Raw genomic sequence first — 26176 nt, 5'->3', positions numbered from 1 at the left:
TGTGTTTTTTTTATCTGCTTTTTTTCCACCCCCGCCCGGGGGGGGCTTCCGGGCCCCCCGCGGGCGCAACTCGCCACTCGGGGGCGGGGGGCCCCGCCCCCGGCCCGCCCCGCCACCCGCTGTCGCGGCAGGCGATACACGCGCCGGGGTGAGGAGATCGCGCCGCTGGAGCTGTCGCCCACTACCCGTACGTCGGGCTTGCCGAGGTGGGGGCTATTCGACGGGTCCGTCGGCCCGGACGATGGTGATCGGGCACGGAGCGTGGAGTGCCGTCTGCTGGCTCACCGAACCGAGCAGGGCTCGGCTGAAGCTGCTGCGCCCGCGGCTGCCCACGACCAGCATGTCCGCACCCTCTGCCGCATCCACCAGGACGTCGACCGGATTGCCGCGCACCAGACGCTGGTGCACGGAGGAGGCGCCGTCCTCACCGAGGACCGTGCGGACCTCCTCGACCAGACGCTGTTCGGCCTCTTCCTCGTCGAACGTGGTGTCCACCGCCGGGGCCGACCACGACGCGGCACCGGGCAGGTCCCACGCTGCGACCGCCTCTACTCGCCCACCCACCAGGCCTGCGTACCGGACCGCCCAGCGCAGCGCGGCCTGGGACGAGGGCGATCCGTCGACGCCCACCACGATCCGCGGAACCTCTTGCTGCCTGTCCATTCCGTTCACCCTTCCGACGGCTGATACATCCACAGTGTGCGCATCGCGATCGCCCCGCCACGCGAGCAGGGGGCGGCTGCCGTGTCAGCCCTTGGGGAGGCGGAACCACCGCTCCTGGCCTGCGGAAATGTGTTCGCGCCGGTCTCCGGGCAGAAGCAGGGGTACTGGACCAAGGGACGACCGGGGGACGCTGATGCCGAGCCGGCCGGGCCGGAACCGGATGCGGATGTCCCGGTGCCCCAGGTAGGAGATCGAGAACGAGGACCCGGGCACTTCGGACAGGGGCACCGGGTCGATGTGCAGGCCGTCGCCGTGGGGCTCGAGTCCGACGATGCCGCGCTCGACGAGGTCGAGGGTGCCACCCATGGCGCCGAGGTGGATCCCTTCGCCGGTGGTGCCGCCCTGGACGTCGGTGATGTCGCCGAGCAGGGCTTCCTGGCAGTAGCGCCAAGCGTCCGGGCCCTGCTCCCGGGCGAGGACCCAGCCGTGGACGAGGCTGCTGAGGGTCGAGCCGTGGCAGATGCGCCGCAGGTAGTGGTCCACCGTCCTGCGCCAGAGGTCGTCGTCGAGGCGGTATCCGAGCCGAAGGAACAGTTGTTCGAGTTCCGCGGGGCGGAAGAGGTGGCCGAGCATGAGAGTGTCGGCCTGCTTGGACGCCTGGTAGCGGTTGGGCGTGTCGCCCTCGGCCTCCAGGATGCGGTCCAGGCGGCGGATGTCGTGGTAGCGGGCGCGGTAGCCCTCCCAGTCGAGCTCGGCGAGGTCTCCATAACCGTGGAACTGGCTGATCACGTCCTGGTGGAACGGCACGTACAAGCGGCGGGAGACGTCCTCCCAGACGGTGAGATCGTCGGGGCTGATGCCGAGCTGCGTGAGGAGCTCGGTGCGCCGGGCCGCCGGGAGTTCCCCGTACAGATCGAGGGCGCGGGCCAGTACCCAGGCGGCGGTGACGTTGGTGTAGGCGTTGTCGTCGATGCCGGGAGCTGCGGCGTCCGGGTAGGCGTCGTGGTATTCGTCCGGGCCGACGACGCCGCGAATCCGGTAGCGGCCGAGGCCGGTGTCCCAGGTCGCCGCGTCCCCCCAGAAGCGGGCTATGTGCAGGAGGAGTTCGGCGCCCGGGCCGTGCATGAATCCGGTGTCGCCGGTGGCCCGCCCGTACCGCCACACGTTCCAGGCGATGGCCGACCCCACGTGATGCTGGAGATGGGAGTGGTCCGGAAGCCAGCGGCCCGAGCGCGGATTGAGGTGCAGTCGCTGTGTCTCCTCGGATCCGGAACTGCCGCTCTGCCAGGGAAACATGGCACCCTTCGCCCCGGCCCGGCGGGCGGCCTCCCGGGCCGCGGGGAGCCGTCGGTGCCGGTACATCAACAGGGCGCGCGCGGTCTCCGGGAGGTGGAGGGCGAGGTAGGGCAGGACGAACAGCTCGTCCCAGAAGACATGGCCCCGGTACGCCTCGCCGTGAAGGCCGCGGGCGGGGACGCCGGCGTCGAGCTCCGCCGTGTGTGGCGAGAGGGTCTGCAGGAGATGAAAGGCGTGCAGCCGCAGAACCCTCCCCGTCTCGCCCGGTACCTTCAACTCGCCTTCGTTCCAGAGCCGTTGCCAGGACGCACGGTGGGAGGCCAGCAGCGAGGGGAAGTCCGGGGCGTGCGTGGCGCAGTCGATGCTGCGTCGCACGGGATCGGCCCAGGGGCGGTCGAGCGAGGTGCACAGGGCGGCGGTCTTCACGACGACGACCGGCGTGGCCCGCTTGATCGGCAGGATGAGCGTCTGTGTGGCGGTGGTGGCTGTGCATGCCCTGCCTACCGGTGCCAGAGGACGTGCTGATGTCCGGACCGCGAGCCCGATCCGTACCCGGGATGTGGCGGTGGTGCAGGACAGCCAGGCGGTGCCCTCCGCCTCCACCCCGGCCCGGTGCTCGACGAGATGCCGCCCGGCCAGGGCGCGGTAGCGGTCGACTCCCGCGTTCGTGACGTCGCCGTCGAGTACGGACTCGATCTCGATCCTGCCGCTCCAGCCGTACGCTCTGAAGACCGTGTTCTGCGCGGCCAGGTACGGGTCGCCCATGTGGACGAGACGGGTGTGCGTGACGCCCAGGCGGCGGCCTTCGGCGTCGTGGAAGAGCATGCGGCGGGTCAGCGTACCGGCGCGCAGGTCCAGCGATACGTGACTGTGGCGCAGAGCAGGGTGGTCGGGTGTGAGCCAGTCGCCGGGCGGTGCGCCGTCAGGCAGGCAGCGGTACCGCAGCGCGGTCCAGTCCGGCAGCCGGACCATGTCCTCGTTGGAGACCGTTCGTCCGCCGACGGTGGAGGCGAGCCGGTTGTAGCAGCCGGCGAGATAGGTGCCCGGGTAGTGGATGTCGTCGGCGACGCTCTCGGGGGATGAACCACGGGTGGCGAAGCGGCCGTTGCCCAGGGCGCACAGGGACTCGACCAGCCGCTCGGTCTTGGGGTCGTAGCGGTGGTACTCCCAGCGCCAGGCGGTGGTGGTCACGGGCGATCGCCTTCGAGTACCGCGGGCAGCCCACTGAGGTCGGGGAGGACGAGATCGGCGCCGTGCGCGCCCAGGGCGTCCCTCATGCGTGGGTCGTCCGCGCGGTTGAGTCCCACCACCAACCGGAATCCGCCCCGGTGTCCCGCCTCGACGCCGGCGAGAGCGTCCTCCACCACGGCGGCGTGTGTGGGAGGCACGCCAAGACGGCCGGCAGCCTCAAGAAAGAGTGCAGGTTCGGGTTTGCCCGGAAGTGAGAGTGCGGCCGCCTCCCGGCCGTCCACCAGGGCGTCGAAGCAGCCGATCAGGTCTGCGGATGCCAGGAGGGAGCGGGCGTGCCGGGAAGCCGAGACAGCTGCGCACAGGACCGCCTTCTCCCGGAGTTCCTGGAGCGCGGGCCGCACGTCGTCGAAGGTACGGACTCCTTCGGTCCGCACCATCGCGGAGAAGACCTCCTCCTTGCGGGCGGCGACCGCGTGGACGGTGGCGCACCCGGGCGGATCCCCGGGTGCCCCGGGCGGGAGGTGGATGTGGCGGGCAGCGAGGAAGGCGCGTACGCCGTCGAGGCGGGCCTTGCCGTCGACCAGCTCGCGGTACTCGCGGACGGCGTCGAACGGGCGCGGTCGTGCACCGGCGCGCGATGGCTGCCACTCGGGGAGGCAGCCGTCGAAGGTCTCCTTCCAGGCGGCCGCGTGGCGGTCCGCCGTGGCGAGGAGCACTCCGTCGGTGTCGAAGACGACCGCGCGTAGGCCGTTCATCAGTCGTGTACCACGCGACGGCCGGTGATCCGGGCGGGGGTGAGCCTCATCCAGTGGTTGCGCGGGCCGCCGGCCCAGGGCTGGGAGCGGGCCGCGGTGTTGAGGCGGTGGTGATCGTGCGGGTCCGTGACGGCCGCCAGTTCACCTACTGCCAGCACGCTCCAACCACTGGCGGTCACGTCGTCGATGTTGTCGATCTCGAAGGCGGCCTCTGTTCCGGCCGCTCCGGCCGTGACGGCTTCCGCGGACGTGCGGAAGGCGATGTCGGGACCTGCGACGAGGTAGTTGACGGGGAGGACGGCCGGGCCTTCGGGCGTGAAGATGGCGATGCGGCCCACGCCGTGCGTGTTGAGCAGCCGCCGGCATTCGGTCTCGTCCAGCGGTACGAGCGCACTGTCGCGCCGGGCGGTGGACCGGCCGGCGACGCGGAGGGCGCCGGCTCCGGTCAGATCGTCGACGGTGAGGCCGAGGGCGTCGGCCACCCGTACGAGGGTGCCGATGGCAGGACTGGCGGCACGCTCCTCCAGGTAGGCGATGTACGTGCCGTCGGCGCCGCACCGCCGGCCCAGTTCGTCGCGGCTCAGACCGAGGGCTTCACGGCGGGCCGCCAGGCGGCGGCCCAGGTCGGTGCGTCCGGCCATCTCCCCGGACTGCTGGGGACGGGTACTCGGCATGCTCTTCACGGCGCTCACTGCTCCTGCGGCGGTACGGCGACCGTGTCGTGTTGCGGTCCGCCGAGCACGACCTTGAGGGCGCCGGTTTCGCCGGCGCGGGAGAAGACGTCGTACGCCTCTTCCATCTGGTCCAGCTCGAAGCGGTGGGTGACCATCGCGGCCCCGGGCAGGCGGCCGGCGGCCATCATGCGCAGCAGCATGGGGGTGGAGTGGGTGTCGACGAGGCCGGTGGTGATGGTGACGTCCTTGATCCACAGGTCTTCGAGGTGGAGGACGGCGGGCCTTCCGTGGACGCCGATGTTGGCGACCCGGCCGCCCGGGCGGACCATGCGGGTGCACATCTCGAACGCCTCGGGCACGCCGACGGCCTCGATGACCGTGTCCGCCCCGAGCCCGTCGGTGAGGTCCTCCACCAGCCGCTCGGGCTCCTCGTCGGCGCTCACGGTCGCATCGGCGCCGAGGTCGCGCGCGGCGGCGAGCCGGGCGGCGGCGAGGTCGACGGCGATGATCCGCCCGGGGCTGTAGAGCTGTGCGGTGGCGATGGCGGCCAGGCCGATGGGTCCGGCGCCGACCACGACGACGGTGTCGCCGGGGCGCACGTTGCCGTTGAGCACGCCGACCTCGTAGGAGGTCGGGAAGATGTCGGCGAGCAGTACGGCGTCGTGGCTGGCCAGGGCACTGGGCAGCGGGTGGACGGAGAGGTCGGCGAAGGGGACGCGTACGTACTCGGCCTGGGTGCCGTCGATGGTGTGGCCCAGGACCCAGCCGCCGCCTCCGCGGCACTGGCCGTAGTGGCCCTCACGGCAGAAGCGGCAGCGGCCGCAGGCAGAGATGCAGGAGATCAGGACGCGGTCACCGGGGCGGACACTGCGCACGTCGCCGCCGGTCTCGACGACGGTGCCGACGGCCTCGTGGCCCAGGATGCGGCCCGGCGTCACTTCTGGGACGTCGCCCTTGATGATGTGCAGGTCGGTGCCGCAGATGGTGACGGCGTCGACCCGGACGATCGCGTCGGCGGCGTCCTTGATGGAGGGGTCCGGGACGTCCTGCCAGGAGGTCTGTCCGGGCCCGTGGAAGACGAGTGCCTTCATGGCGCGGCCTTCTCTCTGTGCGCTGTGCGGGAGGGGGTCACGATCAGGCTGTGCCCGTATCCCTCCGTCCCGCTTGGGCCGGTCGGTCCCTACCCGGGACCGGTCGGTACCCGGCGGACAGGGTGTCCCGGTGCGACGGTGGAGACCGGCATCCGTTCCGAAAGGAGGGCTGCTGCCATGTCCCGGTCAGCCCCGTCCCCTGCTTCCGCCCGCCCGGCCCTGCTGAGGTTCCTCGGCGGAGTGCGGACGGTCACCGGCAGCAAGTTCCTGGTCGAGAGCGACCACGCCCGGATCCCCGTCGACTGCGGACTCTTCCAGGGTGTCGCGGACCTGTGCCGCCGCAACCGGGACAAGCTGCCGTGCGACGCCTCGGACATCCACGCCGTCGTCGTCACGCACGCCCACCTGGACCACTGCGGGTACCTGCCGCGACTGGTCCGGCACGGCTTCCGCGGACCGATCCTGACCAGCGCCACCGCCGCCCGTCTCGCCGAGATCGTGCTCCGCGACAGCGCCCGCCTCCAGATGGAGGCCGCCGAGCACGCCAACCAGCACGGCTGGTCCAAGCACCGGCCCGCCAAGCCGCTCTACGACGACGACGTCGACCACACGATGCACACCATCCTCACAGCCATGGCACCGGAAGCCCGAGAAGCCCTGCTCGCCCACTCCCACCCGGTGACCCTCCCACCCGGTGACCCTCCCGGCCGGCACCCGAATCCCCAAGGCGTACCAGCGGGCCGAGACCGACTCGGCTCCGCGCGGACCCGCCTCCTCGACCTGTTCGCCCCTCACGGCAGCGGCACCCCGCTCGCCCACGCACACTGAGGACTTCGCCATGACCTCCACCCCTTACACCGTCGCCGACGTCATGACCACCAAGGTCATCGCCGTCACCCCTTCGACCGGCTTCAAGGACATCGCCACCGCGATGGAGCGGTGGAAGGTGACCGCCCTACCCGTCATCGAGGGCGAGGGCCACGTCGTCGGCGTGGTCTCCGAGGCCGATCTCCTGCCCAAGGAGGAGTTCCACGAGCACCAGCCGGGCCTGATCGAGCAGATGCGCCGCCTCGGCGACACCGCCAAGGCCGGCTCCACCCGCGCCGAGAACCTGATGACCACCCCGGCCGTCACGATCCGGCCCGATGCCACCCTGCCCCGGGCCGCCCGCCTCATGGCCGACCGGCACATCAAGCGCCTCCCTGTCGTTGATGCCGACGGCACCCTCAAGGGCATCGTCAGCCGCGCCGACCTCCTCAAGGTCTTCCTCCGCACCGACGACGAACTCGCCACCGAGATCCGCCGCACCGTCGTCGATCGCCTCTTCCCCCTCTCCCACGAAGCGGTCAAGGTCACCGTGGCCCAAGGCATCGCCACCCTGACCGGCCAGGTCCGCGACGGCGCCCTGATCCCCCTGGCCGAACGCCTCACCCACTCCGTCGAGGGCATCGTTGAAGTCCACTGTCAGCTCAAGTACCGAGCCGACGCCGCCCGTTCCTGACTCCCTCCCCAGGAGGAGAACGAACTGACCGCCCCTTTCTCGGATTGCCTCAGTTGGGGCACTCTTCAGCTTCTCACCCATGTGGGTGGCACGTCGTGTTGGGCCATTCGGCGGCTTCGCCCGCCGCTGACGAGCGAAAACGGCGGTCGGTGCGGCTCCTTGGGCGGGGCTGGTCCGGTGTGGCGACATGCTGGAGACCGGCATGCGCCGCGGTCCTGCCGGGCTTCGCTCTCCCCGGCGGCGCCTTGGCCTCCCACCGGCGCGCTGGCCGGCCGGACGGGTCGCCTACCGCGCTTCGCACCATCGCAGTTACTCGGCTCGGCCGCCCGCCCAGGGTGCCCAGGACGGGCGGGGGAGAGGATGCGACGCTGGAGTGAGGGGCCCGCGAGTGCAGGTCCGAGTGCGTCCCAGTCGTGCGGTCAGCCTGTGAGCCCTTCGGCCGGGGCACCACCCGCCGAGCGCTGCCGGGCGGCCTCACCGCGTGGATCCGGCCCGCCGTGACCAGGACCGCGCGACCAACCCGGAAGGCAGGTGCGTCCCATGCGCACGTCGACCCGTATCGCCGGTGCCCTCACCGGCCTGACCCTCACCCTCGGCGGTGCGGTCCTCACCGCTCCCGCGGTCCGGGCGGACATCCCCGCCTGCACACAGATGGCCCAACAGGCCGGTGCCACCGATTCCGACTCCGTCGCAGCGGCCTGCAGCCGTGGCGTGGTCGGAGACCTGCAGAGTTGTGTGACCGGGCTGACCGGAGCCGGAGTGGCGGGCGGCGCCGCGACCGGTGCCTGCCGGGCGGCGGCCCACGAACCGCGTTAGAGGACCGCGTGCGGCAGCCGCCCGCCGGCACCGGTCGGATGCGGCCGGTCGAGACCGGTGACGTCATGCCTCTCCGGGGCCGGACAGTCACCACCCGGGTGCGGCGCCCAGCCCCGCCTCGCGGGCCTCATGCGGAGCGCCCATGCTGAGTAAGAGGGCGCCGTCGTCTTGAGACTTGTCCTTCCCGAAGGCCGAACGAAGGCGCCTGAGAGGAGGAGGAAGTCATGCGCATGCGAAGAATCCTGGGCCTCGCCCTGGCCGCGGCAACCCTGGCCGGCATGAGCGCCGTCGGCGCTGTCAGCGCCGGGGCCGCCTCGTCTCCGAACATCTCCAGAGACGAGTGCACGGCCGCCGGCGGACAGGTCGTTGCACGCCCCTACGCCGGCTACACCTGCGCGCTGCCTGACGGGACCACGCAGACGATCACTTGACCGGTCGGCCACCTGACCGGTCGGCGCACGGCTGGGCAAGCGGTCCGGCCGGTGCACCCGGCGCGGTGCGTACGGGGTGACGGCCCGCGGGCCACCGCTGGGCGGATCGCCCGCGCCCGTCTCGACACCGCGGTACCCGCGACGGTGGACGCCATCGCGCCGCAGTCCGCATCGAAGCGGTCCTCTGCCGATGCCCTGACTCATCCCCACCCCGGAAGAGGTCCAGCAGTTCAGCCCGCTCCACCAACCCGTCCCGGCCAAGGCCGAACCCGCCGGCGTCGCCAACCGGCCCACGGCCCACGGCCCTCTCCGGGGGCCCACGGGACGGCGCAGTAACAGCACGACCAAGGAGCCGACCGGCGCGGTGCACGGTGCACCCGCCGGTCGGCTTCGCCTTGCTCCTCGACGACCCCGGTGACGACTCCGGGGACGACTCCGTCGTTCGGCCCATCAAGGGCACCGGCTGCAACGCCGAAAAGGACCAAGCGGAGTCGCCCCACCCTCGCGTTCCGGTACGCCTCCGCGCCCCGGGCCGCCCGATGACGGCGGTCCCGTGCCCCAGCCGACAGGCCCGGAGGAAATTCTGCATGCGCGTCTTCCTGCCCCTGACCGCCGTCACCACCGCCGCACTCCTGCTCGTCACGGTCACCGGCGCGACTCCCGCCGCAGCAGAGCGGAACCCCGACGGCGCACCACTGGTCAAGGTGTCCCACGGCGACCCGTACGCGAACTGCACCATCGGAGCCAGGTCCCCCGACAGCATCGTCCACCCGGCCACCGAGGTCGAGCCGTACCTGTCCGTCGATCCGCGCGACTCCAAGCGCGTGGTCACCGTGTTCCAGCAGGACCGCTGGAACGACGGCGGCGCCCGTGGCCTGGTGGCCGGCTGGACCACGGACGGCCACACCTTCCACCGGAGCACGCTGCCGTTCAGCCTGTGCGCCCCCGGCGGCGCGGACTTCGAACGGGCCACCGACCCCTGGGTGAGCACCGGACCCGACGGCACCGTCTACGCGAGCGGCGAGGGCGTCGACTTCATCAAGAGCACGCGCACCGGCCTCCTGGCCGCCACGTCCCGCGACGGCGGCCGCACTTGGCAGAACCTCACCACCACACACGTCGACGAGCAGCCGTTCTTCAACGACAAGCCCTCGCTCACCGCCGACCCGATCCGCGAGGGCACCGCCTACCAGGTCTGGAACCGCCTCGACAACGACCCGCCCGGCCCCAGCTCCCTCGACGGTCCGGGCTACATCTCCGTCACCCGCGACGGCGGCCGCACCTGGAGCGGGGCCCGGCCCTTCGTCGACACCGGCACCGTGCCCAACACCCAGACCATCGGCCATCTGATCGTCGTCGACCGGCACACCGGCGCCCTGTACGACTTCTTCGACCGGATCACCCACTCCGACGACCTGAGCACCGTCGTCGAAGCCCGCTACGAGATGGTCACCTCGACCGACGCCGGAGAGACCTGGAGCGCCCCGGTCACCGTGGCCAAGGACACCTCCGTACCGGAGGTCGACCCGAACGACCCCACCAAGCTGCTGCGCGCCGCGTCCACGCTGCCCAGCCCGGCCGTCGACCCGAAGACGGGCACGCTCTACATGGCGTACGAGGGCTCGGACTTCTCCGGCGGCAGGTTCGACTCCGTCCAGCTGGTGCGCTCCACCGACGGCGGACGCACCTGGGGAGCCCCGGAGCTGATCAGCCCGAAGGACGTGCCGGCCTTCTCCCCGTCGATCGCGGTCGACGAGCGGGGCACGGTCGCACTCACCTACTACGACCTGCGCTTCCTGGAGCCGGGCGACACCACCACCCTGCCCACCGCCTACCAGTTGGCCACCCTGCCGCACGGAGACCCGAAGCGCCGGACCGAGCGACGCATCTCGCGGATCTTCGACTGGCTGCAGGCACCGTTCGCCGGGGGCTACTTCCTCGGCGACTACCAGGGCCTGGTGGCGGACGGCGAGGGAGTACGCGCGGTGCTCACCGAGACCAACTCCGGAGCACCACAGAACCGTACGGACGTGTACACCAGCAGTTTCCGCACCAGCTGACCGACGCGGAGGGGACAGGTCCCCGCAGAGCGGGCAGCCGTTGACTGCGCGCACCACGGCGCACCACGGCGCCCCCGCCCGACAGGTCGTCAGGAGGGCTGCGAGACTTCGGTGGTGAACACCATGCGCCGCCCTCTCGGGCACGGACCGAACCGCCCCGACGACGAGCAGGAGGTGCGTGCCGTGCGTGGCCGTACGGCCGCGGAGCGGGCTGCCGAGGAGATGCTCCAGCAGCCCGTCCCGCGTGCGGAGCCCGGATTCGTCGCCATCCGGCGCAGCCTCGGGGCCGGCCCCCGCACCTGACGGCCGGGCCCGCACGGCCCGCACGGCCCGCACGTCTGTGGCGCAGTCGCGTGGTTGAACCGGCAGCGGGCGGTCGCGGCCGTCAGCCGGGCGACGGGATCGCGACCAGTTCGACCTCGAAGCCGTCGTCGTTCTCCAGGTAGGCGGCGCAGTGCTGTTGGCCGCCGGCGTACGGATGGCGGTCCGGGAACATCAGGTGCCAGCCGTGTCGCGTCGACTCCTGCGCCAGTCGCTCGACCGCGGCCGCGTCCTCGACGTGGAAGGCCAGGTGGTTCAGCCCCGGCCGGCAGCGGTCGTACCGGTCCGCGGTGAGCGCCGGGGACTGTTCGACGACCAGGTACGTCGGCCCGAGCCGCCAGCTGCGGCCGTCGGCCCAGTGCTGGAAAGGGGTGTGGCCCAGTTCCTCCAGGAGCCAGCCCAGCGAGGCGATCGCGCGGTCGAGGTCCGGCACCCACAGCTCGACGTGGTGCAGCGCACCGCTGACCGGCCGGCTCACTTGTACAGCTCCCGGGCACGGTCCAGGTCGACGGGCCGGTCCCGGTGCAGGTGCAGGAAGTGGTCCAGCTGCCATGCCTGAGCACGGTCGGCCTGACGGTTGGCGGTGGTGACCCAGGGCGGGTAGACGCGGAAGGCACGCTTCCCGCCGGAGCCGTCCGTCGAGACGACGCCGTGGCGGCGGAGCGCCTCCATGGGGAGGACGAACTGGCCGAGGTGGTGAGCGTCGCCGACGCCGATGACGAAGAGGTCCACGGGATCCGCTGCGTCGAAGGGCTGGATCGGCCCGGCGGGGGACCGCTTCCAGACGGTGACGAACTGGCCGACCTTCGTGGGGGTCGTCCTGGCCGCGCGGAACCGGACGGCGAGGCCGTCCAGGGTGAAGGCGTGGGCTGCGTACGCGGCGCCCTCGGCCTCGGGGACCGGCAGCGAGCAGGAGAATCCGCAGGGGTCGTAGACGAGTGCCTTGGCCGCGGCGAGGTCCGGGTGGACCGTGTCGGTGTCCGACCACGGTGCGGTGCTGGGCGGGGAGGGGTGCTCGTGGTGCGTCGTCATGCCTTCACCCTGCCACGGCCCGGACCGCGACCCCGGTCCGCATGGCGATCACCGGCGCAGGCCCCGAGAATGAGACCGAGGGCCGCCCCGCGATCCGTGGAGGGGTGATGCGCCCCTATCCGCCCATTGCCGAGCACGGTCTGATCGGGGACCTGCAGACGTGCGCGCTGGTCTCCTCGGAGGGCGTGCTGGACTGGTTCTGCTCGCCCCGCTTCGATTCGCCCAGTGTCTTCGCCGCGCTCCTCGACCACGACCGCGGCGGCCGGTTCGCGATCACCGCGGCCACCGCGGACACACCGGAAGCCGGGGACGGCGGTGTCGTCACCCGCCAGCTCTACCTCGCCGACACGGCCGTCCTGATCACCCGGTTCCTGACCCGTGAGGGCGTGGGGGAGGTGGTCGACTTCATGCCCGTCGACGCGCCGCACACCGTCACCGACCGGCACCGGGTGGTACGCGTGCTGCGCGTGGTACGCGGTTCCGTGCGCTTCGCGCTGGAGTGCCGCCCGCGCTTCGACTACGGGCGTGCACACCACGAGCTCGTCCTGGACGGTACGGGCGCGCACTTCGAGGGGCCGGGCATCACCGCCCACCTGCAGACCGTCGGCCGCCTCGCGCTGGAGGCCGACGGGGACGACGTACGGGCCACGGCGACCCTGTCGGCCGGTGAACGCGCCGCCGCCGTCCTGACGGTGTGCAACACGGGAGACGAGGCGGGAGGCGAGGCTCCACCGCCGCCGACCCCCGACGGCCTGGCCGAGGAGTTCTCCGCGGTCCGCCGCTTCTGGCACGGCTGGGTCGGGGGCTGCACCTACCGCGGCCGCTGGCAGCAGATCGTCAACCGCTCCGCCATCACCCTCAAGCTCATGACGTACGCGCCCACCGGCGCGCCGATCGCCGCCGCGACCACGGGCCTGCCCGAGGAAGAGGGCGGCGAGCGCAACTGGGACTACCGCTACACCTGGGTCCGTGACGCCTCCCTGGCAGTGCGGGCCATGTCCGACCTCGGCTTCAGCGACGAGGCGAACGCCTTCCGCGGCTGGCTCCAGAAACGGGTACAGGACGGCGGAGCCCCCAACGGCGAGCCGCTGCAGATCATGTACCGCGTCGACGGGGACCCGTACCTGACCGAAGAGGTCCTCGGCCACCTGGCGGGCTGGCGTGGCTCGGCCCCGGTGCGCGCGGGCAACGGCGCCGCCGGGCAGCTGCAGTTGGACATCTACGGAGAGGCCATCTACGCGCTCGCCCAGGTGGGCCGGACCGCCGAGGCGGCCGGTTACGACGCCTGGCGGTACTTCGCCGGCGTCCTGGACTGGCTGTGCGACAACTGGGACCGACCGGACGAGGGCATCTGGGAAACCCGGGGCGGTCAGCAGGACTTCACCTACAGCCGCCTCATGTGCTGGGTCGCCCTGGACCGCGGCATCCGCCAGGCCACCGAGCTCGCCCGCCCGGCCGACATCCCCCGGTGGACCGCCGCCCGCGACGCGATCCTGCAGCAGATCATGACCCTCGGGTGGAGCGAGGAGCGCCGGGCGTTCGTCCAGCACTACGACACCACCGTCCTGGACGCCTCCCTGCTGATGATGCCGTTGGTCGGCTTCATCGCCCCGAAGGATCCGCGCTGGCTGTCCACCCTGGAGGCCATGGACGGCGAACTCGTCTCCGACAGCCTCGTCTACCGCTACGACCCCGCCGCCTCGCCCGACGGACTGAGGGGCTCGGAGGGCACCTTCTCCCTGTGCAGCTTCCTCTACGTCTACGCCCTCGCCCGGGCCGGCCGGGCCGAACAGGCCCGCTACGCCTTCGACAAGATGCTCACCTACGCGAACCACGTGGGGCTCTTCGCCGAGGAGATCGGCCCCACCGGAGAGCAATTGGGCAACTTCCCGCAGGCCTTCACCCATCTCGCCCTCATCGTCGCGGCCCTCGCCCTCGACGCGGAACTGGACAAGCCCCTCGACAAGGACTGACCGAGGGCGAAGGCAAAGGCGACGGCGACGGTGAGGGTGAAGGCGAAGACCCGGGGTGCGCGGGTGCGTTCAGTCGAGGTCGATGTGGACGCTGGTGGACTTCACACGGGCGACGGCCTGCACGCCGACCGCGAGGCCGAGCTCCTCGACCGCCTCGCGGGTCAGCAGGGAGACCACGCGGTGCGGGCCGGCCTGGATCTCGACCTGGGCGGCGACCTCCCCGAGCGTCACCGCCGTCACGATCCCGGGCAGGGCGTTGCGGGCCGAGGTGGCGGACTCGGCGTCGCCCTCGGCGGCCTCCCGGGCGAGTGCCACGCAGAAGGCGGCCAGATGGACGCCCTCGACCATCCGCCTGTTGCCGTCCCGCAGGGTCGGGAAGCGGCCCGCGTCCGCCCAGCGCCGGGCGGTGTCGGTGCTGACGCGGAGGAGTCGGGCGGCCTCGCCGATCGTGTAGAGCTGCACCCCGCAACTCTATGCCGCCGAAACCCGGAACAGGACGGTCCTCACGCCCCGACGTCCCGGCGGCGGAGATCGTCCAGGGTCTCGCGCCGGACGAGCAGGCGCGCCGTTCCCTCGTGGACCGCGATCACCGGAGGGCGGCCCACGAGGTTGTAGCCCGAGGCCATGGACAGCTGGTACGCGCCCGCCACCGGCACCGCCAGCAGATCGCCCGGCCGGACGTCCGCGGGCAGGGGAACGTCCGAGGCCAGGATGTCGCCCGCCTCGCAGTGACGGCCCACGACCGTGGCCGTACGGCAATCGGCCGCCGAACGGCGCCCGATGAGGCGGGGCGCGTAGCGCACCCCGTACAGCGCGGGCCGCGGGTTGTCGCTCATCCCGCCGTCCACGGCCACGAACACCCGCTCCCCGGAGTGCTTGACGGCCAGCACCCGGTACAGGGCCACCCCCGCCGGGCCCACGATCGCGCGCCCCGGCTCGATGGCCAGCCGCGGCACGGGCAGCCCCGCGGCGGCGCAGCCGGCCACCAGTTCCGTACGGAGCCGGCGCGCGAGGGCGACGGTGTCGAGAGCCGCTTCCCCCGGCCGGTAGGCCACCCCGTGCCCGCCGCCCATGTCCAGCTCGCGGAGCGCCACGCCGTGGGTCCGGTGCACCTGGGCCATCACGCCCACCATCCGGCGCACCGCGGTCACGTACGGCTTGACCTCGGTGATCTGCGAGCCGATGTGGCAGTGCAGGCCGGCGAGGTCGAGCTGCGGCTGGCCGAGGATGCGGGCGATCGCGTGCTGAGCGGAGCCGTCGCCCGCCGACAGGCCGAACTTCTGGCCGTCCGTCCCCGTCCGGATCTTCTCGTGGCCGCCGGCCGAGACGCCCGGGACCACCCGGACCAGAACCCTCTGACGGCCGCCCGTTCCGACGGCCGCGGCCAGCCGCGCGATCTCCGAAGGGCTGTCGATGACGATCCGGCCGACGCCGAGCCGCAGCGCCGCCTCGATGTCGCGGGGCGATTTCGCGTTGCCGTGCAGGACGATCCGATCGGCCGGGAAGCCCGCGGTGACGGCGAGTTCGAGCTCGCCGGCGGAGCACACGTCGAGCCCCAGGCCCTCCTCGCCCACCCAGCGCACCATGGCCCGGGACAGGAACGCCTTGGCCGCGTAGAGCACCTCGGCCTCCGGGAAGGCGTCGCGGTAGGTCCGGCAGCGCCCCCGCACCTCGCCCTCGTCCAGCACGTACGCCGGGGTGTCGAAGCGTTCGGCGAGATCCGCCAGGGACACCCCGCCGACGGCCAGTCCACCGTGCGGAAGGCGGTTTGTGGAGGCGGGCCAGACGGAGAGGTCGTCCGTGCCGGTGGTGACGGCCCCGCGGAATTCGGTCGTGGTCATGGAGAGCTTCCCCTCAGAGAGTGCGGACCGCGGCCCGGGCGACCCCGGGGCGTTCCGGCACCGGGGTGACGGCGGGTGCCGAGAAGGTCGGGTCGATCGTCAGCAGGGACGTGCCGAGGGGAGCGGCCAGCGCCCGGAGCGCGGATGCGGAGAGCCGGATCCAGGGGGCGTGCGGTCCGAGCGTCGCGGCCAGCAGCTCCGTGCGGGTGAATCCGACGGCGGTGCGTTCGCCCAGCGGGGTGCGGAACATCCGCAGCACCACCTCCGCCGTTCCCGGCCGGACGGGCACGTACAGCAGCCCGGTCGGGAGCCCGGCCGGGACCCGTCCCTCCGGCCCGGGGCGATCCGGCCCGGGGTCCGCCGGGTCGGGGTCCTCGGGCTCGGGCTCGGGGTCCTCGGCGTAATGGATCAGGCACATGGGGTCCTCCTGGAGGGCCGCGATCGGTGTTCGATCGGTCGGTGACGCCGAAGCTATCCCCGCCCCGGCGCCCTCCACCCCGGCCCCTGACGGGACCTTGACGGTCGTGGGCCCGCTCCATACGCATCGCTGACGGCCGCCCCGGATCGGTAGGCTGGAGCCGCCGGGCGCCTGCGACGGGGAGGTACGGGATGGGGAACACCGCGACCGGACCCGGACCCGTGGCTGATCCGGGGCTGTACGGCCCGTCGTCCGTCACCTGGCAGTGCCACGGCGACCCGATGATGTGGATCGCCGGGATCCGGGCGCTCTACCTCCAGGCCCTCCACCCGCGCGCCGTCCGCGGGGTCATGGAGAATTCGGCCGCATTCGACCGGTACGGCGGCAGTCCCGACGCCTGGGGACGCCTGCTGCGCACCGCCGACTTCGTCGGCACCCTCACCTACGGCACCACCGAGGCCGCCGAGCGCGCGGGCCTGCGCGTCCGCACGATCCACAGCAAACTGTCGGCCACCGATCCGGCCACCGGCGAACGCTTCCCCGTGGACGACCCCGGGCTGCTGCTGTGGATCCACTGCGCGCAGATCGACAGCTTCCTGCACGTCCTGCGCCGCTCCGGCGTCCCCCTCACACCCGCCCAGGCCGACCGCTACGTCGACGAGAACCGCGTGAACGCCCGCCTCGTAGGACTCGACCCGGCCGCGGTGCCCGCCGACACCGCCGGGCTCGCCGCGTACTTCGACCGGATCCGCCCCGCCCTCGCCGCGGGCCCCGACGCCCTCGCCGTGGACGACTTCCTGCGCGCCCCGCCCGTCCACCCCCTCCTCGTGCGTGGCCGAAACCTGCTGTGGCCACCCCTCGCGGGTCTGGCGTACGGTTCCCTCCCCGGCTGGGCGCACCAGCTGTACGGGCGGCCCGCACCGGCACCACGCAGCGTCACCCGGCGCCTGCGCCTCACCGGGCGCGTACTGCGCACCATTCCCGCAGGTCTACGCTGGCAGCTGCCTCCAGGTCACATCTTGAAAGCGATGCGCCGCATGGGCCCCGGGAGCCGCCCCTCGCCGTACACACTGCGTACATCAGCGGCCATACTGGACCGGCCGGGGAGGGCGTAGCGCGACAACGGGGGCGGCTTTAAGACATGGCGGAGTCCAGACTGATCCAGGGCCGGTACCGGTCACTCGATCTGATCGGGCGCGGCGGCATGGGCGAGGTGTGGCGCGCCCGCGACGAATCGCTGGGCCGGCAGGTCGCCGTGAAGTGCCTCAAGCCGATCGGCGCCGAGCAGGACGCCCACTTCACCCAGGTGCTCCGCGAGCGGTTCCGGCGCGAGGCGCGCGTGGCCGCGTCCCTCCAGCACCGCGGTGTCACCGTCGTCCACGACTTCGGCGACGACAGCGCCGCGGGCGGCCCCCTCTACCTGGTCATGGAGCTCCTCGAAGGCCGCAACCTCAGCCAGCTCCTGGAGGACAACGACAAGCGCCCGCTCCCCGTGGACATGGTCGTCGACATCGCCGAGCAGATGTCCGCCGCCCTCGGCTACACCCATGACCAGGGCGTCGTCCACCGGGACCTGAAGCCCGCCAACATCATGCGGCTCACCGACGGCACCGTGAAGATCTGCGACTTCGGCATCGCCCGCCTCGCCCACGACATCGGTTTCACCGCCAAGCTCACCGGCGGCGGCATGGCCATGGGCACCCCGCACTACATGTCGCCCGAACAGATCGCGGGCGGCGAGGTCGACCACCGCAGTGACCTCTACTCCTTCGGCTGCGTCCTGTACGAGATCGCCACCGGCGCCCCGCCCTTCGACCTCGGCGACTCCTGGTCGGTGCTGGTCGGCCACCGCGACAACGCGCCCGTGCCGCTGCGCGAGCACCGCCCCGAGCTGCCCGGCTACTTCGACGAGGTGGTCCTGGACCTGCTCGCCAAGCGTCCCGAGGACCGCCCCGGCGACGCCCGCCACGTCCACCGCCGGCTCGTCGAGTCACGTCTGGGACCGGGCGGGCTTCCCGGCGCCCAGGCCCCGCTCCCGGCCTGGGCCCGCGGGATGACCGCCGGGCGCAAGGCCGGCATCGACGCCCGGCCCGCGAGCGGCGAGTGGGCCGTGCTCACCGGCTCCTGGACGGCCGCGCGTGCCACCGGCCGCCATCCGGCAGTGCGCCCGGACGGCGCATGGCCGGCGGTCCGCCCCGGCGGGACCATCGTCCGCCCCGAGCCTTCCGAGGATCCGCGGCTCACCGTGGCGTACGGGATCCCGCGCCCCGCGGGGCCGCGTGAGGGCAGCCCCGACGCGCTCGCCGCCGGCCACGCCCGCGCCTACGCCCTCAGCCGCGCGGGCCGCCCCGAGGAGGCCCTCGCCGGGTACACGGCCGTGGCCGCGGGGCGCGCCCGGGTCCTCGGCGCGGACCACGCCGACACCCTTGCGGCGCGCCAGGAGACGGCGTACGAACTGGGACGGCTCGGCCGCCACCAGGAGGCGCACGACGTCTACCGCGCGGTGCTCGTCGCCCGCGAGCGGACCGTGGGCCCGCTCCACCCCGACACCCTGCGCTGCCGGCACAACCTGGCCTGTGCGCAGGGCGCGCTGGGCCGGTACGCGGACGCCCATGCCACCGCCGCCGGGGTCGCCGCCGACCGGGCGGCCGTCCTGGGAGCCGAACACGCGGACACTCTGCTCACCCGCTACGAGGCGGCGTACGCGCTCGGCCGCCTGGAGCGCTGGACGGAGGCCCTGGTCGCCTTCCACGAGGTGGCCGTCGTACGGGAGCGGGTGCTCGGCCGCGACCACCCCGACACCCTGGCCGCCCGCTACGAGGTCGGCATCGCGCTCGGCCGCACCGGGAACAGCGCCCAGGCCCTCGACCTGTTCCGGGGACTGGTCCGCGACCGCACCCGCGCCTACGGGGCGACCGACCCCGAGACGCTCCGCGCCCGGCACGTCCTCGGGGTCAACCTGGGACGCCTGGAGCGCTGGGAGGAGGCGGTGGCCGAGGCCCGCCGGGTGGGGACCCTGCGCGCCGAGGTGCGCGGCGCCGAGCACCCGGACACCCTGGTCAGCCGCCGGGAACTGGCCGGCGGGCTGGGCCGGCTGGGCCGCTGGGACGAGGCGCTGCCCATCTACCGGGACCTCTCCGGCATCCGGGAACGGGCCCTCGGCGACGACCATCCCGACACGGTCCTGGCCCACGCCGACGAGGCGCACTGTCTGGAGCGGCTCGGCCAGGTGTGCTACCAAGAGCCATGACGACCTTCGGGCGGGACGTGTACGACGACGTGATCGTGGGCGGTGGGCACAACGGCCTGGTGGCCGCCGCGTACCTGGCCCGGGCGGGCCGCTCGGTGCTGGTCCTGGAACGGCTGGGGAACACCGGCGGGGCGGCGATCTCCAGCCGCCCCTTCGTCGGCGTCGACGCCAGACTCTCGCGCTACTCGTACCTCGTCTCCCTCCTCCCGGCGAAGATCGTGCGCGATCTGGACCTGCGGTTCGCGGTGCGCCGGCGCACGATCTCCTCGTACACGCCCACCGAGCGGGGCGGGCGGCCCGGCGGTCTGCTCGTCGGTGGCGGTGAGCAGCGCACCCGGGAGTCCTTCGCGCGGCTGACCGGTTCGGAGCGGGAGTACGAGAGCTGGCGCGCCTTCTACGGGACCACCGGGCGGGTCGCCGAGAAGCTGTTCCCGACCCTGACCGAGCCGCTGCCCACGCGGGCGGAGCTGCGGGCCCGGATCGACGACGAGGCCGCGTGGCGGATGCTCTTCGAGGAGCCGCTGGGGCAGGCGGTGGAGCGGAGCTTCGCCGACGACCTGGTCCGCGGGGTGGTCCTCACGGACGGGCTGATCGGCACCTTCGCCGACGCGCACGACCCCTCCCTGGCACAGAACCGCTGCTTCCTCTACCACGTCATCGGCGGCGGGACCGGGGACTGGGACGTGCCCGTGGGCGGCATGGGCGCCCTCACGGACGCCCTCGCGGCAGCGGCGACCAAGGCCGGGGCGGAGATCGCCACCGGCCACGAGGTGCTGCGGATCGACACGGACGGGATCGCTCCGGCCGAGGTGGTGTTCCGTACGGCGACCGGCGAGGGCCGGGTCGTCGGCCGTACGGTGCTGGTGAATGCCTCGCCGCGGGCCCTGGCCGAACTCCTCGGCGAGACCGCGCCGCAGGACGCGGCGCAGGCCCCGGCACCCGAGGGCGCCCAGCTCAAGGTCAACATGCTGCTGCGCCGGCTGCCCAGGCTCCGGGACACCGCCGTGGACCCGCGCGAGGCCTTCGGCGGCACCTTCCACATCGCGGAGGGCTACGCCGAGCTCGCCCGGGCGTACGCGGAGGCCGCCTCGGGGGAACTGCCCTCCGTACCGCCCTCGGAGATCTACTGCCACTCGCTGACCGACCCGACGATCCTCGGCCCGGAACTGGTCGAGCAGGGCTACCAGACGCTCACCCTCTTCGGCCTGCACGCCCCGGCCCGGCTGTTCCACAAGGACAACCAGCAGGCCCGCGAGGTCCTGCTGACGGCCACCCTCGCGCAGCTCGACGCGCACCTGGCCGAACCGCTCACGGACTGTCTCGCCTTCGACGCGGACGGCCGCCCGTGCATCGAGGCGAAGACCCCGGTGGACCTGGAGCGCGAACTGCGGCTGCCCGGCGGCCACATCTTCCACCGGGACCTGTCGTGGCCCTACGCCGACGAGGGCGGCCGGTGGGGTGTGGAGACCGCCCACCGCAACGTCCTGCTCTGCGGAGCCGGCGCGATCCGCGGCGGCGGCGTCAGCGGGGTCCCCGGGCACAACGCGGCGATGGCGGTACTGGGGCACTAGGGTTGCGGGGTTCATGGGTGTGGCCGTTTCCCGACCATGATCTGCTCACCCGTCGACGTGTGTGGCCGTTGCTGCAGCCGTTGCGTTAGGTTGCTACCGGGAATTTTGTGACGGGTACATGCAAGGGGGAGCGGTGGGTTCGTTCGACGAGGAGTGGGCGCGCCACAGAGGCGGTGCTGCCGATGCGCCCGGTATGCGGCTCGCGAGCGCGGCCGCTGCCGACGGCGGTGGCGGCGGCGGTGGCGACGTGCAGTCCAGCAAAGCCGTCTGGAAGGCGGCGGGCACTGCGGTCGGGGGCCTGGGCGGCGATGTGAAGAAGGCGCTGACCGGTCTGGAGACCGGGCAGACGGGCCTCGCCACGGGTGGCGGGGTGGAGACCGCGGCGGCGCAGTCCGAGGTGTACCAGACCTGGAAGACGTACCTGGAAGGGCTGAACGGTCGGTGCACCGCGCTGCAGGGCAAGCTGGAGCGGGCGGGGATCGACCTGTTCCTCACCGACGAGAACATCAAGGGCCTCTTCACGGAACTGGGGAAGCAGTACCAGGACACCCCGGCCACCGGCGGCCAGGAGAGGTGATCTGAGCCGTGGACATCGAGGCACTGAAGACGTTCAAGCCGCACGAGTTCGAGGAAGCGGCGACCGGTTACCGCTCGGTCAGCGACATGGCGAGCCAGGCGAAGGATGCGCTGGAGCAGCGGATCGCGGCCCAGATGCAGAAGGCGCTGAAGGGCGAGGCCGTGGATGCGGCGGTCGGCCAGCTGCGCGAGGTGGCGAAGGGCTTCCACTACGTCCAGGTCGAGTGCGGCCTGGTGGGAACGGCCCTGAAGGCCTTCGCGGCGGACATGGACCCGCCCCGGAAGAAGCTCGAGCGGGCACTGTCGGACGCGGCCGAGCGGGGGTTCACGGTCGGCGCCGACGGATCCGTGTCCTATCCGGCGGCGGGTGAGAACCCGGGCGGTTCGCCCCCGAAGTCCGGTTCGGCGAAGGGCACGCTGTCCGAGCCGGCCCGCGGGATCCTGCGGCAGGCCGGCAACATCGATCCGAACCCGAACTTCGCGATCGCCCAGGACATCGCCAACCGCATCACCGAGGCCGTGAACGAGGCCACCGAGGCGGACGCGAAGTGGGCGCCGCAGGTGCGCAAGCTCAAGGCGGACGACGACCTGGTCGTGTCCGCCGGGGACTGGGCGGACGCCGGGCAGGACATGGAGGGGGTCCGCGGGGCGGGCCAGCACTACCTGGACTCCCTGCCGCAGCCCCCGAAGGACGCCAGCCCGCAGGCCAACGCGGACTGGTGGAAGGGGCTCGACGCCGACCAGCAGGCCGCGTGGATCTCGCTCCGCCCGGACGCCGTCGGCGGGCTCGACGGCCTGCCCGCCACCGTCCGGGACGAGGCCAACCGCACCGTCTTCGACGAGAAGCGCGGCAACTACCAGATGACGCTGAACGGCATCCCCAAGCCGCCCGCCAACGAGTGGACGTGGATCACCGCCGGCATGTACCCCGCGAAGGTGCACACCGACGAATGGATGGCGTGGGACAAGAAGCACGGCGACCAGTACCGGCACCTCCAGGCCTCCCTCAAGGGGATGGAGAGCATCCAGAAGCGCTTCGACGCGACGGGCCAGAACAACCTGCCCGAGGCGTACCTGCTCGGCTTCAGCCCGGAGGGCAACGGACGCGCGATCGTGGCCAACGGGAACCCGGACACGGCCGCGCACCAGGCCGTCTACGTGCCCGGCACGACCTCGAACCTGTCAAGCATCGGCGGGGACATCGGGCGCATGGAGAACGTCTGGCGCACGGCCACCGACGCGGCGGACGGCAAGCCGGTCTCCACGATCACCTGGCTCGGCTACGACGCCCCCCAGGACATCGTCAAGGACTCTCCGTTCAGCCACTACGCCAATGACGGGGCCCCGGCCTTCAACCGGTTCATGGACGGCCTCGACGCGTCGCACAGCGGCGACTCGGACCCGCACCGCACCGCGATCGGCCACTCGTACGGCACGACCCTGATCGGATCGGCGGCCCGGCAGGGCGACCTGAACGCGGACGACGTCATCACCGCGGGCAGCCCCGGTGTCCAGGTGCCCAAGGCGGAACAGATGGACGTGCCCAAGGGACACGTCTGGAACCAGGAGGCCGACGGGGACCCGGTCCCGGACATCGGCCGCTTCGGGCACGGCGGCACCGACTGGGACGGCCCGTGGCGGATCCCCAGCGACCCGGAGTTCGGCGCCAACCAGATGACCACCGGCTCCAACGTCTCCGGTCACAGCGAATACTGGAAGTGGGAGTCCGAGAGCCTGCGCAACCAGGGCCTGGTCGTGGCGGGGCACGGTGAGAGCGTGACCCTGAAGCCGCCGCCGAATCCCTGGGCACACGTGAAGTAGGAGCGACCGCCCGCAGGAAGCCCCCCCGGTCCGACAGACGATTGAGACTCCCCGCTTTGAAGATCAGAACCGGCGCTCCGGCGCTCCTCGTGTCCCTGGCCCTCACGACCTTCACTGGATGCAGCATGAACGATTCCGCAGACCCGGACGAGATTCCCGTCGTGGGCACCAGCACCTCGCGCGACGCGGCCGACGCGGTGGAGAAGGTGTCGAGCGAGCTCTACGACCTGATCGGGGTCAAGGGAAAGGCATCCGAGAGCCGTTCCGGCGTCACGGAGTGCAAGGGCAAGGATCCGGCCAAGTACTTCCAGGTCTTCCACCCGTGGAGCTTCTACCCGGCCTCGGCCGACCAGCTCGACGAGGCGATGGAGCGGCTCAAGACCGAACTGCCGGGGCGCGGCTGGAAGGTCGTCCGCTACGAGCCCGACACGAGCCAGGCCAGGAACCTCACCCTCACCGCCGACAACACCGAGAAGAAGTACGGCGTCACCGTCGTCCAGATGAAGAAGAACGACCCTCCGAAGCTGAGCCTGACCGTCGTCTCCGGCTGCTACCAGGTCCCGGACGGCAAGGAGGTCGACAGGTTCTGACCCCCGGCGCGGCCGGGGTCCCGCAGGACGGACCCCGGCTGCCTGCCGACTGCCGCGGTGGGTGCGGCGGACGCGTGCGGCGGGGACGCGCTTACGCGACGGGTTCGATGACGACGATCGGGATCTCGCGGTCCGTCTTGGCCTGGTACTCGTCGTACGCCGGCCAGTGCCCGGTCATCACCGGCCAGTACGCGGCGCGCTCCTCGGGGGTGGCGGTACGGGCCGTGCCCTGCATGACCTTCGGACCGACCTGGATGCGGACCGTGGGGTGCTCGGACAGGTTGCGGTACCAGAGCGGGTGCGCGGGGTCCCCGCCCTTGGACGCGACCACCAGATAATTGCCCCCGGCCTCGCCGTAGATGAGCGGGGTGCGCACGGGCTTGCCGGACACCCGGCCGAGGGTGGTGAGCAGGAGGGTCTGGGTGCCCTCCCAGTACTGGCCCTCGGAGCCGCCCGAGCCCACGTACAGCTTGACGTGGTCCCGCTGCCAGGATCCCTCCTTGGGGTCGGTCGGGTGGTCCCAGTCGATGTCGGTCGTCATATGGCTCTGCCTGCCTTCGTGTTGAGCGGTCAACGAACCTCACCAACGAGTGCCAACGCCCGCGGGCACGGTGTCGATTCCGTCCGGGAGCGCGAATCCGTCGAACAGAGCATCCATGGCCCGGTGCGCGGCGCGGGCCGGGGTGATGCGGACGGCGAGGTCGCGGGCGGCCACCGCGAGCGGGTGGCCGAGGGCGGCGATCCGGCCCGCCCGGCGGGCGCGGACGCGGATGGCGTCGGTGCGCGCGCAGCGGGCCGCACTGTAGGCGGCGAGGGCGGCCGGGACGTCCTCGGCGCGGACGTCGGCCAGGAGATGGGCGAGGACCGCGGCGTCCTCGACGGCCTGGCAGCCGCCCTGGCCCAGATTGGGGGTCATGGCGTGGGCGGCGTCGCCGAGCCAGGCCAGGCGCCCGTGGTGGAAGCGGGGGAGCGGGGCGGCCAGGTCGTACAGGTCGTGCTGGAGCACGGCCGCCGGGTCGATCCGATCCAGCAGGGCCGGGATCGGGTCGTGCCAGGTGCCGTAGCGGCGCAGGAGTTCGGTGCGGACGTCGGCGGGGCGGTGTCCCTCGGGGACGACGGCGGTGGCGTAGACGTAGATCCGGCCGTCGGCGAGGGGGACCACGCCGAAGCGCTCGCCGCGGCCCCAGGTCTCGGAGGTCTGCGTTTCGGCAGGGCTCGCGGCGGCGGGCAGGACCGTACGCCAGGCGGTCTCCCCGCTGTGGTGGAGGCCGGGGTGGTCAGGGAAGTACTGGCGGCGCAGCGGGCTGTGGATGCCGTCGGCGGCGAGGACGAGGTCGGCGCCGTCGAGGTCGCCCGCGCCGGTGCGGACCACCGGGGAGCCGTCGGCGTCGTGCACCGCGGTGACGGGGACGCCGTGGCGGATCGTTCCCGGGGGGAGGGCGGCGGCCAGGGCGTCGGCGAGGGCGGAGCGGTGCAGGGCGAGCGGCGGGCCCCCGTACCGGGCGGCCAGCGCGGTGGTGTCGGCGCGGCTGAGCCAGCGGCCGTCCGGCCGGCGCAGGCCCATCGCGGCGGGGACGGCGCGGCCCGCCGGGCGGGTGGTGTCGAAACCGATGGTGGCGAAGGCGCGCAGGGCGTTGGGGGCGAGCACGATCCCGGCGCCGACGGCGGTCGGCCCGGCCGCCCGCTCGCACACGGTGACCCGCCAGCCCCGGCGGTGCAGGGCCACGGCCGCGGTGAGTCCGCCGATCCCCGCGCCGGCCACGACCGCGTGACGCTGAACTGCCGACATGACGAGTCCCTCTCTTCCTGCCGCTCCGCCGGATCCTCTACGGGTGTAGAGTCCGAGGCCTTCACTCTACAGCTGTAGAGTGGGCTGATGTCCACCACCGCGGATCGCAGAACGCTGATCGCCGACACCGCGATCGACCTCGTGGCCGCCGCCGGGCTGCGGGGGCTGACCCACCGTGCGGTCGACGGCGCGGCGCACCTGCCGGCCGGGAGCACCTCGTACTACTTCCGTACGAGGACGGCCCTGATCGGGGCCTGCTACCAGCGGCTGGCCGAGCTGGACCTCGGCGACGTCGGTGACCTCGACGGCGACCTCGACGGTGATCTCGACGGTGATCGCGGCAGCGGGCCCGACGGCGGGGGCCCGTCCGTGCCCCCGGTGGCGGACCGGGAGACGGCCGCGGCCGCGCTGGCCGGGCTGCTGCACCGCTGGCTGACGGTCGGGCGCGAGCGCCAGCTGGCCCGCTTCGAGCTCAGCCTCGAAGCGGCCCGCAACCCCGAACTGGAGGCGGACTTC

Annotated in this window: 26 protein-coding genes; 14 read left to right on the top strand and 12 right to left on the bottom strand. The window is 72.5% G+C overall.

Annotation, left to right across the window (positions count from 1 at the left end):
- Positions 1 to 213 precede the first annotated feature (213 nt).
- The 5 genes from ACWGE1_RS13645 to ACWGE1_RS13625 form a co-directional block, all read right to left on the bottom strand.
- A complete protein-coding gene (locus tag ACWGE1_RS13645) occupies positions 214 to 663 on the bottom strand; it encodes a universal stress protein (protein ID WP_453420672.1) in 450 nt (149 codons plus the stop codon).
- Between the two features lie 84 nt (positions 664 to 747).
- Entirely contained in the window at positions 748 to 3150 is a 2403-nt protein-coding gene (locus ACWGE1_RS13640) for a glycoside hydrolase family 65 protein (RefSeq protein WP_453420671.1), read from the bottom strand.
- Positions 3147 to 3905 carry an HAD family hydrolase gene (locus ACWGE1_RS13635; protein ID WP_453420670.1) on the bottom strand — a complete coding sequence of 253 codons (759 nt, stop codon included), beginning with the start codon at positions 3903 to 3905 and terminating at the stop codon, positions 3147 to 3149. Before ACWGE1_RS13635 ends, ACWGE1_RS13640 begins: the two co-directional genes overlap by 4 nt.
- On the bottom strand, positions 3905 to 4579 hold the full coding sequence (locus ACWGE1_RS13630; protein ID WP_453420704.1) for a helix-turn-helix domain-containing protein: 675 nt from the start codon (positions 4577 to 4579) through the stop codon (positions 3905 to 3907). Before ACWGE1_RS13630 ends, ACWGE1_RS13635 begins: the two co-directional genes overlap by 1 nt.
- Before the next feature lie 14 nt (positions 4580 to 4593).
- On the bottom strand, positions 4594 to 5670 hold the full coding sequence (locus ACWGE1_RS13625) for a zinc-dependent alcohol dehydrogenase family protein (RefSeq protein ID WP_453420669.1): 1077 nt from the start codon (positions 5668 to 5670) through the stop codon (positions 4594 to 4596).
- A 177-nt stretch (positions 5671 to 5847) separates the two neighbouring features.
- Between ACWGE1_RS13625 and ACWGE1_RS13620 the strand changes: the two genes are divergently transcribed.
- The 6 genes from ACWGE1_RS13620 (at position 5848) to ACWGE1_RS13595 (ending at position 10781) form a co-directional block, all read left to right on the top strand.
- Positions 5848 to 6498: an MBL fold metallo-hydrolase gene (locus ACWGE1_RS13620; protein WP_453420668.1), complete on the top strand. Its 651-nt coding sequence runs from the start codon at positions 5848 to 5850 to the stop codon at positions 6496 to 6498.
- 10 nt (positions 6499 to 6508) lie between these two features.
- Positions 6509 to 7171, top strand: a complete 663-nt coding sequence (locus tag ACWGE1_RS13615; protein WP_453420667.1) for a CBS domain-containing protein — start codon at positions 6509 to 6511, stop codon at positions 7169 to 7171.
- Between the two features lie 540 nt (positions 7172 to 7711).
- Positions 7712 to 7987: a hypothetical protein gene (locus tag ACWGE1_RS13610; RefSeq protein ID WP_453420666.1), complete on the top strand. Its 276-nt coding sequence runs from the start codon at positions 7712 to 7714 to the stop codon at positions 7985 to 7987.
- Between the two features lie 224 nt (positions 7988 to 8211).
- On the top strand, positions 8212 to 8418 hold the full coding sequence (locus ACWGE1_RS13605) for a hypothetical protein (protein ID WP_453420665.1): 207 nt from the start codon (positions 8212 to 8214) through the stop codon (positions 8416 to 8418).
- A gap of 587 nt (positions 8419 to 9005) precedes the next feature.
- Positions 9006 to 10478, top strand: a complete 1473-nt coding sequence (locus ACWGE1_RS13600; RefSeq protein WP_453420664.1) for a sialidase family protein — start codon at positions 9006 to 9008, stop codon at positions 10476 to 10478.
- A gap of 114 nt (positions 10479 to 10592) precedes the next feature.
- Positions 10593 to 10781, top strand: coding sequence for a hypothetical protein (locus ACWGE1_RS13595; protein ID WP_453420663.1), 189 nt, complete (start codon positions 10593 to 10595; stop codon positions 10779 to 10781).
- Between the two features lie 82 nt (positions 10782 to 10863).
- Here the strand turns inward: ACWGE1_RS13595 and ACWGE1_RS13590 are convergent, their stop codons facing one another.
- Both ACWGE1_RS13590 and ACWGE1_RS13585 read right to left on the bottom strand, forming a co-directional pair.
- Positions 10864 to 11277, bottom strand: coding sequence for a VOC family protein (locus ACWGE1_RS13590; RefSeq protein ID WP_453420662.1), 414 nt, complete (start codon positions 11275 to 11277; stop codon positions 10864 to 10866).
- A complete protein-coding gene (locus ACWGE1_RS13585) occupies positions 11274 to 11831 on the bottom strand; it encodes a MepB family protein (RefSeq protein WP_453420661.1) in 558 nt (185 codons plus the stop codon). Before ACWGE1_RS13585 ends, ACWGE1_RS13590 begins: the two co-directional genes overlap by 4 nt.
- 107 nt (positions 11832 to 11938) lie before the next feature.
- Between ACWGE1_RS13585 and ACWGE1_RS13580 the strand changes: the two genes are divergently transcribed.
- Positions 11939 to 13804 (top strand): glycoside hydrolase family 15 protein, encoded by a 1866-nt coding sequence (locus tag ACWGE1_RS13580; RefSeq protein WP_453420703.1) that lies wholly within the window; start codon positions 11939 to 11941, stop codon positions 13802 to 13804.
- A gap of 69 nt (positions 13805 to 13873) precedes the next feature.
- On the opposite strand, the gene ACWGE1_RS13575 is transcribed toward ACWGE1_RS13580, so the two are convergent.
- The 3 genes from ACWGE1_RS13575 to ACWGE1_RS13565 are packed head-to-tail and all read right to left on the bottom strand — an operon-like array spanning position 13874 to position 16063.
- A complete protein-coding gene (locus ACWGE1_RS13575) occupies positions 13874 to 14266 on the bottom strand; it encodes a TOBE domain-containing protein (protein ID WP_453420660.1) in 393 nt (130 codons plus the stop codon).
- A 41-nt stretch (positions 14267 to 14307) separates the two neighbouring features.
- A complete protein-coding gene (gene lysA / locus ACWGE1_RS13570) occupies positions 14308 to 15645 on the bottom strand; it encodes a diaminopimelate decarboxylase (protein WP_453420659.1) in 1338 nt (445 codons plus the stop codon).
- 13 nt (positions 15646 to 15658) lie between these two features.
- On the bottom strand, positions 15659 to 16063 hold the full coding sequence (locus ACWGE1_RS13565; protein ID WP_453420658.1) for an SAV_915 family protein: 405 nt from the start codon (positions 16061 to 16063) through the stop codon (positions 15659 to 15661).
- A 191-nt stretch (positions 16064 to 16254) separates the two neighbouring features.
- Between ACWGE1_RS13565 and ACWGE1_RS13560 the strand changes: the two genes are divergently transcribed.
- From ACWGE1_RS13560 to ACWGE1_RS13535, 6 genes are all read left to right on the top strand, one after another.
- Positions 16255 to 17178 (top strand): oxygenase MpaB family protein, encoded by a 924-nt coding sequence (locus ACWGE1_RS13560; protein WP_453420657.1) that lies wholly within the window; start codon positions 16255 to 16257, stop codon positions 17176 to 17178.
- A gap of 26 nt (positions 17179 to 17204) precedes the next feature.
- Complete coding sequence (locus tag ACWGE1_RS13555; RefSeq protein WP_453420656.1) at positions 17205 to 19313, top strand: protein kinase domain-containing protein; 2109 nt, start codon at positions 17205 to 17207, stop codon at positions 19311 to 19313.
- Complete coding sequence (locus ACWGE1_RS13550) at positions 19310 to 20884, top strand: phytoene desaturase family protein (protein ID WP_453420655.1); 1575 nt, start codon at positions 19310 to 19312, stop codon at positions 20882 to 20884. Before ACWGE1_RS13555 ends, ACWGE1_RS13550 begins: the two co-directional genes overlap by 4 nt.
- A gap of 133 nt (positions 20885 to 21017) precedes the next feature.
- Positions 21018 to 21461, top strand: a complete 444-nt coding sequence (locus tag ACWGE1_RS13545; RefSeq protein WP_453420654.1) for a hypothetical protein — start codon at positions 21018 to 21020, stop codon at positions 21459 to 21461.
- 8 nt (positions 21462 to 21469) lie between these two features.
- Positions 21470 to 23281: an alpha/beta hydrolase gene (locus ACWGE1_RS13540; RefSeq protein ID WP_453420653.1), complete on the top strand. Its 1812-nt coding sequence runs from the start codon at positions 21470 to 21472 to the stop codon at positions 23279 to 23281.
- A 125-nt stretch (positions 23282 to 23406) separates the two neighbouring features.
- Entirely contained in the window at positions 23407 to 23871 is a 465-nt protein-coding gene (locus tag ACWGE1_RS13535) for a hypothetical protein (RefSeq protein ID WP_453420652.1), read from the top strand.
- A 91-nt stretch (positions 23872 to 23962) separates the two neighbouring features.
- Here the strand turns inward: ACWGE1_RS13535 and ACWGE1_RS13530 are convergent, their stop codons facing one another.
- Together ACWGE1_RS13530 and ACWGE1_RS13525 are read right to left on the bottom strand one after the other, a co-directional pair.
- On the bottom strand, positions 23963 to 24412 hold the full coding sequence (locus tag ACWGE1_RS13530; protein ID WP_453420651.1) for a nitroreductase family deazaflavin-dependent oxidoreductase: 450 nt from the start codon (positions 24410 to 24412) through the stop codon (positions 23963 to 23965).
- A 39-nt stretch (positions 24413 to 24451) separates the two neighbouring features.
- Positions 24452 to 25660 (bottom strand): FAD-dependent monooxygenase, encoded by a 1209-nt coding sequence (locus ACWGE1_RS13525; RefSeq protein WP_453420650.1) that lies wholly within the window; start codon positions 25658 to 25660, stop codon positions 24452 to 24454.
- Between the two features lie 87 nt (positions 25661 to 25747).
- Between ACWGE1_RS13525 and ACWGE1_RS13520 the strand changes: the two genes are divergently transcribed.
- A partial coding sequence (locus ACWGE1_RS13520) for a TetR/AcrR family transcriptional regulator (RefSeq protein ID WP_453420649.1) occupies positions 25748 to 26176 on the top strand: 429 nt, incomplete at its 3' end.

The organism is Streptomyces sp. NPDC054932 (genome assembly GCF_053610205.1).
Note: the sequence above shows the minus strand (reverse complement) of the source record. Positions and strands in the feature narration are given on the sequence as shown.